Genomic DNA, 14068 nt, shown 5'->3' on the forward strand with positions numbered 1-14068 from the left:
CCCCGGCTGGGTGGGGGACGTGTGCAGCAAGATGGGTGTCCGTGACGACTTTCCAGACCGAGCCGGGCGCCGTCCCGCCGCCGGACGCCGTGCACCCGCGGGACTCCTCCCCCGACACGCCGACCTCGGTCTCCCGACTGAACGAGACCATCCGCGACTTCGTCCAGAAGTGGGGGTCGGTCTGGGTCGAGGGCGAGATCACGGCCTGGAACCTGCGGGGCGGTCACGTCTTCGGACGCCTGAAGGATGCCGCCGGCGACGGCATGCTCTCGTTCCGGATGTGGTCCTCGACGCTGCAGCGCACCCCCGACGACCTGAAGATCGGCGACCGCGTGATCGCCTGCGTCAAGGCGGACTACTTCACGAAGACCGGGGATTTCACCTTCACGGTCTCGTCGATGCGCCACACCGGCCTCGGCGACCAGCTCGAGCGGCTCGAACGCCTCCGCGCCACGCTCCGGGCCGAGGGCCTGTTCGATCCCGCACGCAAGAAGCCCCTCCCCTTCCTCCCCCACGTGATCGGACTGATCACGGGCGAGCGCAGCGACGCCGAGAAGGACGTGCACCGCAACGCCGAGCTGCGCTGGCCGCACGTCGTCTTCCGCACCGTGTACGCCGCCGTCCAGGGTGACCGCTGCGTCCCCGAGACCCTCGCCGCCCTCCGCACCCTCGACGCCGATCCCGAGGTCGACGTCATCATCGTCGCCCGCGGCGGTGGCGACCCGCAGTCGCTGCTGGGGTTCAGCGACGAGCGGCTCGTCCGCGCGGTGGCCGCGGCATCCACCCCCGTCGTCTCGGCGATCGGGCACGAGAACGACCACCCGCTCCTCGACGAGGTCGCCGACCTGCGTGCGTCGACCCCGACCGACGCGGCCAAGCGCGTCGTGCCCGACGTGTCCGAGCAGCGCGCGCTCGTACAGCAGCTGCGCAGCCGCGCCCGCACACGCCTGACCCAGCGCGTGTCGCACGACATCGCCGCGCTCGCACAGCTGCGCTCGCGTCCCGTGCTGCGGGACCCCGAGTCGATGCTCACCGGTCGCGCCCAGGAGGTCGTGGCGCTGTCGTCGCGCGGGCGCGACGTCATGCGACGGCGATGGGATGCCGCGGCCCGCACGACGGCGGAGCTGCGGGCGTCGCTGCGCGCCCTCTCCCCCGGTGCGACCCTCGACCGCGGGTACGCGATCGCGCACCTGCCGGGCGGCGCCATCGTCCGCGACGCCGCGCAGGCCCCCGTCGGCACGGACGTCGTCGTCACCGTCGGTCGCGGCTCCTTCGCGGCGCGCTCGTCCGGCGAGGTGTCGGAGGCCGGGGCGGAAGGCCCGTCACCCGCGAACTAGGATGGAGGCCATGACGACCGACGCCGGGGATGTGTCGACCCTCTCCTTCGAGCAGGCCCGCGACGAACTCGTGCAGGTGGTCGCACAGCTGGAGCAGGGCTCCCCCACCCTCGAGGAGTCGCTCGCCCTCTGGACCCGCGGCGAGGCCCTCGCCGCCCGCTGCGAGGAATGGCTGCTCGGCGCGAAGCGACGCCTCGACGAGGCGCGTCCCGACGGCGGAACGGCGCCCTGATGGCCCGGCCCCGCATCGTCGCCGAGCTCGGCCGACCCGAGACACCCGAGGAGACCGCCGCGCGCAAAGCCGCGGCCTCCGAGCGCTACCGCTCGAGCAAGACCTTCCGCAACCTCATCGCCGCGCTCATCGTGTGCGTCGGCATCATGGCCGTCGTCTACCTCGGGGTCCCCCGCGGCACCCCCGCCGACATCCCCGAGGCCGACGTCCCTGCCGCCGCCGCAGAGGCGGAGCGGACCGCCGGGCACGGTGTGATCGTCCCCAGCGCGCCCGACGAGTGGCGCGTGAACTCCGCGAAGGTCGAGGGCGGCGAATGGCGCGTCGTCTACGCGCCGTCGACCGGCTACGTCGAGGTGACGCAGGCCTTCGCCCCGCCGGAGGGCTGGGTCTCGAGGGAGCTCGGCGGGTACGCCCCGACCGGGACGACCACGATCGACGGCATCGAGTGGGACGTCTACGACCTCCCCAGCGCCGTCGACACCATCGACTACGCCCTCGCCACCACGGCCGGCACCGACACCGTCGTCATCGGCCTGGCAGCCTCCACTGACCGCGGCGCCGCCGAGACCGTCGCCGCGAGCCTGGGCGACCAGATCCGCACCCTGAGAGAGGAGCTCCGTTGAGCACGACGACCCCCGCAGACGTCTGGACGGCCATGCTGGAGGGCAACCGGAGATTCGTCGCCGGTGAGCCGCGGCATCCCCGGCAGGACGCCGAACGCCGTCACGAACTCGCACACGCGCAGCGTCCGACCGCTGCCCTGTTCGGCTGCTCCGACTCGCGACTGGCCGCCGAGATCATCTTCGACGAGGGCCTCGGTGACCTGTTCGTCATCCGCAACGCCGGCCAGGTCGTCTCCGACTCGGTCGTCGGCAGCCTCGAGTACGCCGTCGCCGTGCTGAACGTCCCGCTCATCGTCGTCCTCGGCCACGACGAGTGCGGCGCCGTGCGCGCGGCCATCGACTCGACCGCGGCGGATGCGCCCGCCCTGCCCGCGAACATCTGGCGACAGGTGGCCCCCATCGTCCCGGCCGTCCGACGCGTGCTCACCGCCCACGAGGGCGCCACGGCGCAGACGGTGGATGCCGAAGAGGTCGGCCGCGAGCACCTCCGCGACACCGTCGCCGGCATCCTGCGCTCGTCCGAGCTCATCAGCGAGGCCGTCGCGGAGGGTCGCGTCGCGATCGTCGGCGCCAACTACCGCCTCGCCGACGGCACGGCGATCCCCGACGTCGTCGTGGGCGACGTCGCCTGAGCTCAATCCCCCGCACGACAGTCACTGAAACGAGGACGTGAACGACCATGACTGAGCCGACCGAGTACCGTATCGAGCACGACACGATGGGCGAGGTGCGTGTTCCGAAGGACGCGCTCTACGCCGCGCAGACTCAGCGCGCGGTGGAGAACTTCCCGATCTCGGGCTCCGGCCTCGAGTCGACGCAGATCGCGGCCCTGGCACGCATCAAGAAGGCGGCCGCGCTCGCCAACAAAGAGCTCGGCACCCTCGACGGCGCCATCGCCGACGCGATCGCCTGGGCGGCGGACGAGGTCGTCACCGGCGCGTACGACGAGCACTTCCCGGTGGACACGTACCAGACCGGCTCGGGCACCTCCTCGAACATGAACATGAACGAGGTGCTCGCCACCCTCGCGACCCGCAAGCTCGGCGCTCCCGTCCACCCCAACGACCACGTCAACGCCTCGCAGTCGTCGAACGACGTGTTCCCCACGTCGGTCCACATCGCCGTCACGCAGGCCCTGATCGACGACCTCATCCCCGCCCTCGACCACCTCGCCGTGGCGCTCGAGGAGAAGGCCGAGGCGTGGAAGAGCGTCGTCAAGAGCGGCCGCACCCACCTGATGGACGCCACCCCGGTCACGCTCGGCCAGGAGTTCGGCGGGTACGCGCGTCAGATGCGTCTCGGCATCGAGCGCGTGCAGTCGGTCCTCCCCCGCGTCGGCGAGGTCCCGCTCGGCGGCACCGCCGTCGGCACCGGCATCAACACGCCCCTCGGGTTCCCGCAGAAGGTCATCGCGCTGCTCGCGGCCGAGACCGAACTGCCGATCACCGAGGCGAACGACCACTTCGAGGCGCAGGCCAACCGCGACGGGCTCGTCGAGGCCTCGGGCGCCCTGCGCACCATCGCCGTCTCGCTGACGAAGATCAACAACGACATCCGCTGGATGGGATCGGGGCCGAACACCGGTCTCGGCGAGCTCCACATCCCCGACCTGCAGCCGGGCTCGTCGATCATGCCGGGCAAGGTCAACCCGGTCGTCCCGGAGGCGACCCTCATGGTCGCCGCCCGCGTCATCGGCAACGACGCGACGGTCGCCTGGGCCGGGGCATCCGGGTCCTTCGAACTGAACGTCGCGATCCCCGTCATGGGCACGGCCCTGCTCGAGTCGATCCGACTGCTCTCCAACGCGATGCGGGTCCTCGCCGACAAGACCGTGTCGGGTCTCGTGGCGAACGAGGAGCGCGCAGCGGCCTACGCCGGCATGTCGCCGTCGATCGTGACCCCGCTCAACAAGCTCATCGGCTACGAGGCCGCCGCGAAGATCGCGAAGCACTCGGTCGCCAAGGGGATCACGGTGCGCGACGCGGTGATCGAGCTCGGGTACGTCGAACGGGGCGAGCTCACCGAGCAGCAGCTCGACGAGAAGCTCGACCTCCTCTCGATGACCCACCCTGGTTGATAATCGGAGCGTGAACAGCGCCGCCGCACCACCGCGACGGGGCACGCCGGGACTCGGGATCCTTCTCGCGGTCGCCGCGGCGGGCCTCGTCGGCGTGGGTGCGGCGGCGTTCGTCGTCGTCCTGCTCACCGCCCCGCAGGCAGCCGGCTGGACCGCGCTCGTGTGGGGCGCGACCGCCGTCCCCGCCCTTGCGGGCGTGGGCGTCGTGGGGTGGGCAGTGCTCGAACGGCGGGGTGCGGCATCCCTCCCCTCGGGTGACACGGTCGAGGGGGCGTTCGAGAACCAGCGACGCCTGCTGGACGACGTGCGTCACGAGCTGAAGACGCCCATCACGATCGTGCGCGGTCACCTCGAGATGATGGATGCCGCCGACCCCGACGACGTCGAGGCGATCCGCTCCCTCGGGATGGCGGAGCTGGACCGCATGACACGCCTCATCGGCGACATCGACGTGCTGGCCGCGGTCGAGGGCGGTCAGTTGTCGACGGGGGACGTCGACCTGGCCGCCCTCACGCAGCGGGTCTTCGAGATGGTCGGGGTCATCGGCGATCACGCGTGGCGCGTCGAGCAGTGCGCGGACGGGGTCATCCGCGCCGACGGCGACCGCCTGCTGCAGGCGTGGCTGCAGCTGGCCGACAACGCGACCAAGTACTCCCCCGCCGGCACCGCGATCGAGATCGGCAGCGCCGTCCACGCCGGCGGCGCGCAGCTCTGGGTGCGCGATCACGGCCCCGGCATCCCCCCGGCCGTCCGTCACCGCATCTTCCGCCGCTTCGACCGCGGCACCGGCAAGCGCCACGTCGGCGGTTCCGGATTGGGACTCGCGATCGTCGATGCGATCGCGAAGGCGCACGGCGGGCACTGCGCCGTGGCGGACACCCCCGGCGGCGGTGCTACGTTCACCCTGGAGATCCCGACCGGCACCCGGGGCGCCCTGCCGTCCCCGATCCGCGCCGGCGACGTCCTCCTGCAGCGAGAGGCCACTGAATGACCCGCATCCTGATCGTCGACGACGAACCGCACATCGTCTCGCTCGTCTCGCGCGCCGTGCACGCCGAGGGCTACGAGGCCGTGGGGGCCGACGACGGCCCCGAGGCCCTCGAGATCGCGCTGGCGGGCGAGATCGACCTCATCGTCCTCGACGTCGGGCTGCCGACGATGGACGGTTTCGACGTCCTCCGCGAGCTGCGCGGCTCGGGCGACACGACACCGGTGATCATGCTGACGGCCCGCAGCGGCACGAGCGACACGATCGAAGGGTTGGATGCCGGGGCCAGCGACTACGTCCCCAAGCCGTTCGCGGTCGCCGAGCTCATGGCGCGGGTCCGCTCGCGCCTGCGCGACAGCGCCGCGAGCGCGCCGACCACCCTCACGCGCGGCGGGGTGACGCTCGACATCCTCGGCCGGCGGGCCACCGTCGACGGACGGGACGTCGAGCTGTCGTCCCGCGAGTTCGCCCTCGCCGAGCAGTTCCTGCGCAACCCCGGCGACGTCCTCACGCGCGAGGTGCTGCTGAGCCGTGTCTGGGGTCTCGACTTCGACCCGGGTTCGAACGTCGTCGACGTCTACGTCCGCTACCTCCGTGCGAAGCTCGGCGCCGACCACATCGTGACGGTCCGCGGCGAGGGATACCGCTGGGAGTGAGCGACGGACACGGCGACGCCCCCGGCCGATCGGTCGGGGGCGTCGCCGGTACGGACGGGGTCAGCTCAGCTCGCCGGCCTCCAACAGGTCGGTGACGAGTGCGGCGATCGCCGAGCGCTCCGACCGCACGAGGGTCACGTGGCCGAACAGGTCGTGGCCCTTGAGGGTCTCGATGACCGACGCGATGCCGTCGTGACGGCCGACCCGCAGGTTGTCGCGCTGCCCCACGTCGTGGGTGAGGACGACGCGCGAGTTCTGGCCGATGCGGCTGAGGACCGTCAGCAGGACGTTGCGCTCGAGAGACTGGGCCTCGTCGACGATGACGAACGCATCGTGGAGCGACCGACCGCGGATGTGCGTGAGCGGCATGACCTCGAGCATCCCCCGCGCCACGACTTCTTCGAGGACGTTGCCGGTGACGACGGACCCGAGGGTGTCGAAGACCGCCTGCCCCCACGGGTTCATCTTCTCCTGCTGGTCGCCGGGCAGGTAACCGAGCTCCTGACCGCCCACCGCGAACAGCGGTCGGAAGACGATGATCTTCTTCTGCTGCTGCTTCTCGAGCACCGACTCCAGTCCCGCGCACAGGGCGAGCGCCGACTTGCCGGTGCCGGCTCGGCCGCCCAGCGAGACGATGCCGACCTCCGGGTCGAGCAGGAGGTCGATCGCGATGCGCTGCTCGGCGGAACGCCCGTGCAGGCCGAAGACGTCGCGATCCCCCCGAACGAGGCGGTAGGAACCGTCGCCGGTGACCCGGCCGAGGGCGGAGCCGCGCTCGGAGTGGATGACGAGACCGGTGTTGACGGGGAGCCCGCGCACGTCCTCGCTGACACCCACCTCGCTGTCGTAGAGGTCGCTGACCTCGTCGCCCGACAGGTCGATCGAGGCGATACCGGTCCATCCCGAGTCGACGGCCTGTTCGGCCAGGTACTCCTCGGCGTGCAGACCGAGCGAGGCGGCCTTCACCCGCATGGGGAGGTCCTTCGAGACGACCGTGACCGCCTGACCCTCCTGGCTCAGGTGCATCGCGACGGAGAGGATGCGGGTGTCGTTGTCGCCCAGCCGCATCCCCGCGGGGAGGACGGTGGGGTCGGTGTTCGTGAGCTCCACGCGGAGCGTCCCGCCGGCGCCGACCGGCACGGGGAAGTCGAGTCGGCCGTGTTCGACCCGCAGCTCGTCGAGGTGGCGGAGGGCCTGGCGGGCGAAGTAGCCGATTTCGGGATCGTGACGCTTGCGCTCGAGCTCCGTGACGACGACGACCGGCAGCACGACGGAATGCTCGGCGAAGCGGAACAGCGCGCGCGGATCGCTCAGCAGGACGGAGGTGTCCAGCACGTACGTGCGGAGATCCTGGTCCTGGGCCGCGTCCGCGGTCCCGTCCTGGTGCTGCTGCTTCTCAGGTGCTCGTGTGGCCACAACCCACTCCCGCCCCGGGTGGAACCCACCCGGCAGTCACGAGTCGACCTGGGGTCACGAGTCGTGAGAGGCCGACTCGAACAGGCGCTTTGCCCGTTGGGATGAACGTAGGCGCCCCGAGCGACACGGCGGCGCCGCGACACGCCGCCGGATGTGTCGGATGCGTGAACTCTCCGTGTCAGCCGAGGAGCGGCAGCACGGCGGCGGGCGGGGAGACGATCGGACCCGACTGGGAGGCGGCGAGAGCGCCCTCGAGGAGGTCGAAGGCGGCGTCGGAGGTGCCCGCGTGCGGGGAGACCCGGATGAGCCCGTCCCGCACGGTCGCGATGACACCCGCGTTGGCGAGTTCGGCGGCGATGACCCCCGCGCGCCCCGGCTCGGGGGCCAACGCCACGATCCCGGCGTGCCGGTCGCGATCGGTGAGGACCGGGATGCCGTGGGCGTCCGCGATCGCCATGACCCGTCGCGCGTTCTCGGCGACGAGCCCCGCGACGGCCGGGATGCCGGCCTCCGTCATCTCGCGCAGGGCGGCGCTCAGGCGACCCGCGGCCTGCGGGTCCGGCCGCGAGACGGCGTACGCGGCGGCGTCCGCCCTGGGCGGACCCACCTTGAGGTCGCCGAGTTCCGCGTCGGTGCCGGCGACACCCGCGAGCACCGGGGCGATGCGTTCCCGGGCGCGGGCCGTGAACCGCGCGAAGCCCGTCCCGCGGCCGGCGCGGACCCACTTGTACCCGTGCCCGGCGACGACGTCGGCCGCCGCCCAGTCGACGTCGACGACGCCGAACCCCTGGATCGCGTCGACGACGAGCAGTCGGTCGCCCACGACCTCCCTCAGGGCGGGCAGGTCGGCGAGGTAGCCGGTCCGGTAGTCGACGAGGCTGACGGCCACCGCCGTGACCTCGTCGGTGAGCGCCTCGCGCACGGCGTCGGGGGTCACGCTCGCGATCGCGGGATCGAGCTCGCGGACCGTGAGGGCGCCCCGGATGTCGGCGGCGCGGCGGGCCGCGACGGGGATCGTCGGGTACTCGTTCGGCGAGAGGACGACCGTCCCCGACAGGCCGAACAGCGCATGGAACAGGGCGTCCGTCGTGGACGGCACGAGGGTGACCTCGTCGGCGTCCGCCGCGAGCACCTCGGCCACGAGCGCGCGGGCCTCGTCGACGTGGCCGGCGACGAGGTCGATGCCGGAGGGACGGCCGGTGGCCGAAGCCTCCTCGTCGGCACGCGCTTCCTCCCGCACCGCGGCCGACAGGGGCCCGAAGGAGGCCCAGTTGAGGTAGCCGGGGTCGACGTCGAAACCGGCCAGGTAGGACTCGAGATCGCTCACCGACCGATTTTCCCACGGATGCCGGGGGCGCGTCTCAGCTGCCGAAGCGCCGATCGCGGTCGCCGAAGTCGCGGATCGCGCGCAGGAAGTCGACCTCGCGGAGGTCGGGTCCCAGGGCTTCGACGAAGTAGAACTCGCTGTGCGCCGACTGCCAGAGCAGGAAGTCGCTGAGCCGCTGCTCGCCGGAGGTGCGGATGACGAGATCGGGATCGGGCTGCCCGCCGGTGTAGAGGTGCTCGCCGATCTGTTCGGGCGTCAGGCTCTCAGCGAGTTCCTCGAGGGAGCCGCCCTTCTCCTGATGCTTCGAGATGATGCTGCGGACGGCGTCCACGATCTCGCCGCGCCCGCCGTACCCGACGGCGAGGTTGACGTGCAGGCCGGTGTTCTCGCGGGTGCGCTCCTCCGCCGTCCGGAGACCGTGCGCCAGCACGGGCGGCAGCACCTCGGCGCGGCCGACGTGCTTGACCCGCCAGCCCGGCTCGTGCGAGAGCGTCTCGGCGAGGTCCGCGATGATCTCGATCAGATCGGTGAGCTCCTGCGAATCCCGTTTGACGAGGTTGTCGGTGGAGAGCAGGTACAGCGAGACGACCTGGATGCCGAGCTCGTCGCACCAGCGGAGGAACTCGTGCATCTTGGCGGCGCCCGCACGATGACCGTGCGAGACGGTGGTGTACCCGAGCTGACGCGCCCACCGACGGTTGCCGTCGATCATCATCGCGACGTGGTGCGGCACGGTGCCCGCGTCGATCTCCCGGCGCAGCCTCGAGCTGTACAGGCGGTACAGCAGACCCCGTCCTTGAGTCGAGGAGGCGCGGGTCACACGGCTACGCTACTCCGGCCCGCCGATCGCGGTGAGCAGGGGCGCGTATTCAGCCTCGCGCATGGCGGCGAGCGTAGGCTCGTCGCGTGACCCGACACGATGCCGACGGCGGCGCCGAGATGCCTCAGCTCCCCCTCCTCGAAGCGGGTGCGGTCGATGCCCAGGTGGAGGTCCGACCGACCTGGCGCGGCTGGATCCACGCCGGAACCTTCCCCGTCGCGATCGCCGCGGGCGTGGTCCTGATCGCGCTCGCACAGGGGGCTCCGGCGAAGTGGGCGGCGGCCGTGTTCATGGTCACGTCGCTTCTGCTGTTCGGCAATTCGGCGCTGTACCACCGGTTCGACTGGGGGCCGCGGACCAAGGTCGTCCTCAAGCGCATCGACCACGCGAACATCCTGCTGCTGATCGCGGGCACGTACACGCCGATCGCGACGCTCGCCCTCGCCCCCGGGCAGGGCACGCTGCTGCTCGTCCTGGTGTGGTCGGGAGCCCTTCTCGGCATCCTCTTCCGGGTGTTCTGGATCCACGCGCCCCGCTGGCTCTACGTCGCCCTCTACCTGCTGCTCGGCTGGGCCGCCGTCATGTACCTCGGCGACCTGCTGCGGGCGAGCGTGGCGATGATGGTGCTCGTGATCGTCGGTGGCCTGCTCTACACCGGCGGCGCGGTCGTGTACGCGATGAAGCGCCCGAACCCGTGGCCGGGGCACTTCGGGTTCCACGAGATCTTCCACGTCTGCACCGTGCTCGCGTTCCTGTGCCACTGGAGCGCCTGCCTGTTGATCTCGCTGGAGCCCCTCAGCCCTTCGCTGGGTCTCCCGGGCTGACGTCGCCCGGCGCGGCGCCGGGGTCGTCCCCGGGGCCCTCGCCGCGTGCGGCCGCTTCCTCCGCGTCGAGCATCTCGTTGACGTCGGAGCGGTACTGCGCACGACGGATGCGGCGGAGCATATCGATCGCGAGGAGCACGATGACCACGGCCACGATCGCGATCGCGATGAACCCGGCGACACCGGGGGTCACCGCCTCCGGCGGGGGCGTCGTCGGGGTGGGACTCGGCGAGACGGCGAGCCATCGCAGATCCGGCATGTGACCTCATTCCTCAGCCAGAGCGAATAGCCTGGAATCCCAGCCTAGAACGGATGCCGCATGACCCTGACCGACGTCGACCGCAAGCTGGCGGATCGGTACGGCCGCACGCGTTCCGCGGCGTCGCGTCGGTGGACCTGGGTGGTCATCGGGGCCATCGCCGTCGCCGCGACGGGGCTGCTGGGGTGGACGACCGTCTCGAACGCCGTCAACTCCGTCGACGCCGACACGACGGGCTTCACCCTCGTCGACGACCGCACCGTCGAGGTCCGTGTGCAGGTGACCGTGAATCCCGGCACGGCGGTCGCCTGCTCGCTGGAGGCGCAGGACGCCGAGCACGGGATCGTCGGCTTCGCGGTCGTGGAGGTCCCGGCATCCGAGGATCACTCCCGTATCATCACGGAGCGGATCCCGACCACCGCGCGCCCCACCACGGGTTTTGTCCGCTCCTGCTGGATCATCTAAGCTGAAGGTTCTCGCGCCCCGGTGACTTGCCGGGGCGTTTGGCTTACCCATCGACCGCACCGGGAGATCACGTGTCCGAGACGTTCCTGACCCAGGAGGCCTACGACCGCCTCGCCGCCGAGCTCGAGGAGCTCTCGACGACGGGCCGCGAGGAGATCGCCAAGCGCATCGAGGCCGCCCGCGAAGAGGGCGACCTCAAGGAGAACGGCGGCTACCACGCGGCCAAGGACGAGCAGGGCAAGCAGGAGGCCCGCATCCGGACCCTCCAGCAGCTGCTGAAGGATGCCAAGGTCGGCGTCGCCCCTGAATCCGACGGCACCGTGCAGTCGGGCACCGTCGTCACCGCGATCGTCGCCGGCGGCGAAGAGGTGTTCCTGCTCGGCAACCGCGAGATCGGCGCGAACAGCGAGCTCGACGTCTACAGCGAGGCCTCCCCCCTGGGCGAGGCCATCATGGGCCTGCGCGAAGGCGAGAAGACGAGCTACACCGCTCCCAACGGGCGCGAGATCACCGTCGAGGTCGTCAAGGTCGAGACCTACTCGGGTCAGTGACGCGGGCGGGTCGATGACCCGGGTGCGCCGGCACGCTCAGTTCGGGACGACCGTCGGGGCGTAGCCGGCGTCCTGCAGGATCGCGAGGACCTGCGCGCGGTGCTCCTCGCCGCGCGTCTCGACGCTCAGCTGCAGGATGACCTCGCTGATCTGCAGTCCCTGTCCGTGGCGGGTGTGCAGGACCTCGATGACGTTCGCCCCGACCACCGACAGCAGCTCCGACACCCGCGCCAGCTGACCGGGACGGTCGGGCAGCGGGATCTGCAGCGTCATGTACCGTCCGGATGCCGCGAGCCCGTGCGCGACGACGCGCTGCAGCAGCAGCGGGTCGATGTTGCCGCCCGAGAGGATCGCCGCCGTGGGACCCGACGCGGTCACCTTGCCGGTGAGGATCGCGGCGACGCCCACGGCGCCGGCGGGCTCGACGACCTGCTTCGCGCGTTCGATGAGCACGAGGATCGCGCGCGCGATGTCGTCGTCGCTGACGGTGACGACCTCGTCGATGAGGTCGCGGATGATGTCGAACGGGATCGCGCCGGGCCGCTTGACCGCGATGCCGTCGGCGATGGTCGGCGAGGTGCGCTCCGCGTCGATCGGGTGACCGGCGATGAGCGAGCCGGGGTAGCCCGCGGAGTTCTCGGCCTGCACGCCGATGATGCGGATCGTGCGACCCTCCGCCGCGGCGCGGGCCTTCGCGGCGGCGGCGACTCCCGCCGCCAGTCCCCCGCCGCCGATGCCGACGACGATGGTCTCCAGGCCCGGGATCTCGTCCATGAGCTCGAGCCCGAGGGTGCCCTGGCCGATGATGATGTCGTGGTTGTCGTAGGGCGGGATGAAGACCGCACCGGTCCGCTCGGCGAACTCCTGCGCGAGGCGGAGCGGGGTCTCCACCGTCGCGCCCTCGAGGATGACGTCGGCGCCGTAGCCCCGCGTGGCGAGGAGCTTGGGGACGGGGACGCCGAGCGGCATGAAGATCGTCGCGGGGATGCCGAGGGTCTGCGCACCGAGTGCGACACCCTGCGCGTGGTTGCCCGCTGAGGCCGCGACGACGCCGCGCGAGCGCTCCTCCGCCGTCAGGCGCGACAGCCGGTAGGTCGCCCCGCGGATCTTGAACGACCCGGTGCGCTGCAGGTTCTCGAGCTTGAGGTGCACGGGCGCGCCCAGCACGCCCGAGAGGAACTCCGAGTCCTCGACGGGCGTCCGCGAGACGACGCCGGCGAGTTCGGTCGCGGCGGTCTCGAACTCGGCCAGGGTCGGGGCGGCGATCTTCGCCTGATCGGTCACGCGGTCATCCTCCTGCGTCGCGGCACGGTGCTCCAGATGAGGTCGTCGGGGCCGGGGTCCACCGGTTGCTCCCACCCGCGCCGCGAGAGGTAGAGCCAGACGACGTTGACGAAGGCGGCCAGCGGCACGGCGAACACCGCGCCGGCGATCCCCGCGACCATCGCCCCGCCGGCGACGGCGAGCACGACCGCGAGCGGGTGCACCTTGACCGCCGAGCCCATGAGCAGCGGCTGCAGGACGTGGCCTTCCAGCTGCTGCACGCCGAGGACGATGACGAGCATCCACAGGGCGATCCAGGGTCCGTTGTACACCAGGGCGAGGAACACGGCCAGGGCGCCCGTCAGGACCGCGCCGACGAACGGCACGAAGGCGCCCAGGAAGACGAGTACGCCGATGGGAGCCGCCAGGGGCACCCCGAGGAGGGCGGCACCGACGCCGATGCCGATGGCGTCGATGGTGGCCACCAGCAGCTGCGTCCGCGCGTAGGTGATGACGGTACGCCAGCCGGCGCGGCCGGCTCCGTCCACGGCGGAGCGTGCGCGCACCGGGAAGAGGCGGACCGTCCACCGCCAGATCCCGCCGCCGTCGGCGAGCGTGCAGATCAGGATGAACAGGGTCAGCAGGATGCCGGTGGCCACATGACCGAGCGTGGAGCCGATCGCCAGGGCGCCCGACAGCAGGAGTTGGGCCTGCTCCTGCAGGATGCCGAACGCCTGCCGGACGGCGTCGTCGATCTGGCCGCCGGTCAGGTGCAGCGGTCCCTCGATGAGGTAGTCGCGGAACTGCGCGATGCCCTGGACGGTGCGGTCTCGGACGGAGGCGGCATCCTGCGTGATCTGCCAGATGGCGATCCACAGCAACCCGACGACGACGGCGATGGTCAGCAGCAGGGTCAGGATGAGGGCCAGCCAGCGCGGCAACCGCCGCTGCAGCAGCCACGAGAACAACGGCCACACGAGGGCTGTGATGAGGATCGCCGCCAGCAGCGGGATGATGAGCAGGCGCAGCTGGATGACGATCCACACGAGCACCGCGATCGCCGCGGCGAGGACGAGGAAACGCCACGCGTAGGCGGTCGCGATCTTGAGACCCCGCGGAACCGTCTGGGACACCTCGGTGGAGACGGTGCGCGCGCGGAGCGCGTCGAAGAACCCGTTCCGGTGCTTGTCGTCGGTGCCGCTCACTGGGCCATCCTAGGACGTGCGCCCC

At 71.4% G+C, this 14068-nt stretch carries 16 protein-coding genes; 10 read left to right on the forward strand and 6 right to left on the reverse strand.

Features of this window, described 5'->3' with window-relative positions:
* Positions 1-41: 41 nt before the first annotated feature.
* From xseA to Q9S71_RS11670, 7 genes are read left to right on the forward strand one after another with little or no spacing between them, the layout of a single operon-like run.
* Positions 42-1337 (forward strand): exodeoxyribonuclease VII large subunit, encoded by a 1296-nt coding sequence (gene xseA, locus Q9S71_RS11640; protein ID WP_311862492.1) that lies wholly within the window; start codon positions 42-44, stop codon positions 1335-1337.
* A 10-nt stretch (positions 1338-1347) separates the two neighbouring features.
* Positions 1348-1569 carry an exodeoxyribonuclease VII small subunit gene (locus Q9S71_RS11645; protein WP_064001765.1) on the forward strand — a complete coding sequence of 74 codons (222 nt, stop codon included), beginning with the start codon at positions 1348-1350 and terminating at the stop codon, positions 1567-1569.
* On the forward strand, positions 1569-2192 hold the full coding sequence (locus Q9S71_RS11650) for a DUF4245 family protein (RefSeq protein ID WP_311862494.1): 624 nt from the start codon (positions 1569-1571) through the stop codon (positions 2190-2192). Before Q9S71_RS11645 ends, Q9S71_RS11650 begins: the two co-directional genes overlap by 1 nt.
* Before the next feature lie 32 nt (positions 2193-2224).
* A complete protein-coding gene (locus Q9S71_RS11655; RefSeq protein WP_311863256.1) occupies positions 2225-2824 on the forward strand; it encodes a carbonic anhydrase in 600 nt (199 codons plus the stop codon).
* A 47-nt stretch (positions 2825-2871) separates the two neighbouring features.
* Positions 2872-4269: a class II fumarate hydratase gene (locus Q9S71_RS11660; protein WP_311862495.1), complete on the forward strand. Its 1398-nt coding sequence runs from the start codon at positions 2872-2874 to the stop codon at positions 4267-4269.
* Positions 4270-4279: 10 nt separating this feature from the next.
* Complete coding sequence (locus Q9S71_RS11665) at positions 4280-5260, forward strand: sensor histidine kinase (RefSeq protein ID WP_311283993.1); 981 nt, start codon at positions 4280-4282, stop codon at positions 5258-5260.
* On the forward strand, positions 5257-5913 hold the full coding sequence (locus tag Q9S71_RS11670; protein ID WP_064001760.1) for a response regulator transcription factor: 657 nt from the start codon (positions 5257-5259) through the stop codon (positions 5911-5913). Before Q9S71_RS11665 ends, Q9S71_RS11670 begins: the two co-directional genes overlap by 4 nt.
* 60 nt (positions 5914-5973) lie before the next feature.
* Here Q9S71_RS11670 and Q9S71_RS11675 read toward each other — a convergent pair whose 3' ends face one another.
* The 3 genes from Q9S71_RS11675 to Q9S71_RS11685 all read right to left on the reverse strand — a co-directional run bounded on the left by Q9S71_RS11675 (position 5974) and on the right by Q9S71_RS11685 (position 9476).
* Positions 5974-7329, reverse strand: a complete 1356-nt coding sequence (locus tag Q9S71_RS11675) for an RNA 5'-3' helicase PhoH2 (RefSeq protein ID WP_253034002.1) — start codon at positions 7327-7329, stop codon at positions 5974-5976.
* Positions 7330-7507: 178 nt separating this feature from the next.
* On the reverse strand, positions 7508-8656 hold the full coding sequence (locus Q9S71_RS11680; protein ID WP_311862496.1) for an aminotransferase class V-fold PLP-dependent enzyme: 1149 nt from the start codon (positions 8654-8656) through the stop codon (positions 7508-7510).
* A gap of 34 nt (positions 8657-8690) precedes the next feature.
* Complete coding sequence (locus Q9S71_RS11685) at positions 8691-9476, reverse strand: isoprenyl transferase (protein ID WP_311862497.1); 786 nt, start codon at positions 9474-9476, stop codon at positions 8691-8693.
* Between the two features lie 119 nt (positions 9477-9595).
* Here Q9S71_RS11685 and trhA point away from each other — a divergent pair, with 119 nt between their 5' ends.
* On the forward strand, positions 9596-10300 hold the full coding sequence (gene trhA, locus Q9S71_RS11690; RefSeq protein ID WP_311863259.1) for a PAQR family membrane homeostasis protein TrhA: 705 nt from the start codon (positions 9596-9598) through the stop codon (positions 10298-10300).
* Here trhA and Q9S71_RS11695 read toward each other — a convergent pair.
* A complete protein-coding gene (locus tag Q9S71_RS11695; RefSeq protein WP_311862498.1) occupies positions 10272-10559 on the reverse strand; it encodes a hypothetical protein in 288 nt (95 codons plus the stop codon). The two genes, trhA and Q9S71_RS11695, sit on opposite strands and share 29 nt — an antisense overlap.
* Positions 10560-10619: 60 nt before the next feature.
* Here Q9S71_RS11695 and Q9S71_RS11700 point away from each other — a divergent pair, with 60 nt between their 5' ends.
* On the forward strand, positions 10620-11024 hold the full coding sequence (locus tag Q9S71_RS11700; RefSeq protein ID WP_311862499.1) for a DUF4307 domain-containing protein: 405 nt from the start codon (positions 10620-10622) through the stop codon (positions 11022-11024).
* Positions 11025-11095: 71 nt separating this feature from the next.
* Positions 11096-11575, forward strand: coding sequence for a transcription elongation factor GreA (gene greA, locus Q9S71_RS11705; RefSeq protein WP_064001754.1), 480 nt, complete (start codon positions 11096-11098; stop codon positions 11573-11575).
* Between the two features lie 36 nt (positions 11576-11611).
* Here greA and ilvA read toward each other — a convergent pair whose 3' ends face one another.
* Together ilvA and Q9S71_RS11715 are read right to left on the reverse strand one after the other, a co-directional pair.
* A complete protein-coding gene (ilvA, locus tag Q9S71_RS11710; protein ID WP_217530360.1) occupies positions 11612-12859 on the reverse strand; it encodes a threonine ammonia-lyase in 1248 nt (415 codons plus the stop codon).
* A complete protein-coding gene (locus Q9S71_RS11715) occupies positions 12856-14043 on the reverse strand; it encodes an AI-2E family transporter (protein WP_064001752.1) in 1188 nt (395 codons plus the stop codon). The genes ilvA and Q9S71_RS11715 overlap by 4 nt, the downstream gene beginning before the upstream one ends.
* Between the last annotated feature and the right edge of the window lie 25 nt (positions 14044-14068).

It is taken from the genome of Microbacterium gawkjiense, from assembly GCF_031932225.1.
In the GTDB taxonomy this organism is placed as follows: domain Bacteria; phylum Actinomycetota; class Actinomycetes; order Actinomycetales; family Microbacteriaceae; genus Microbacterium; species Microbacterium gawkjiense.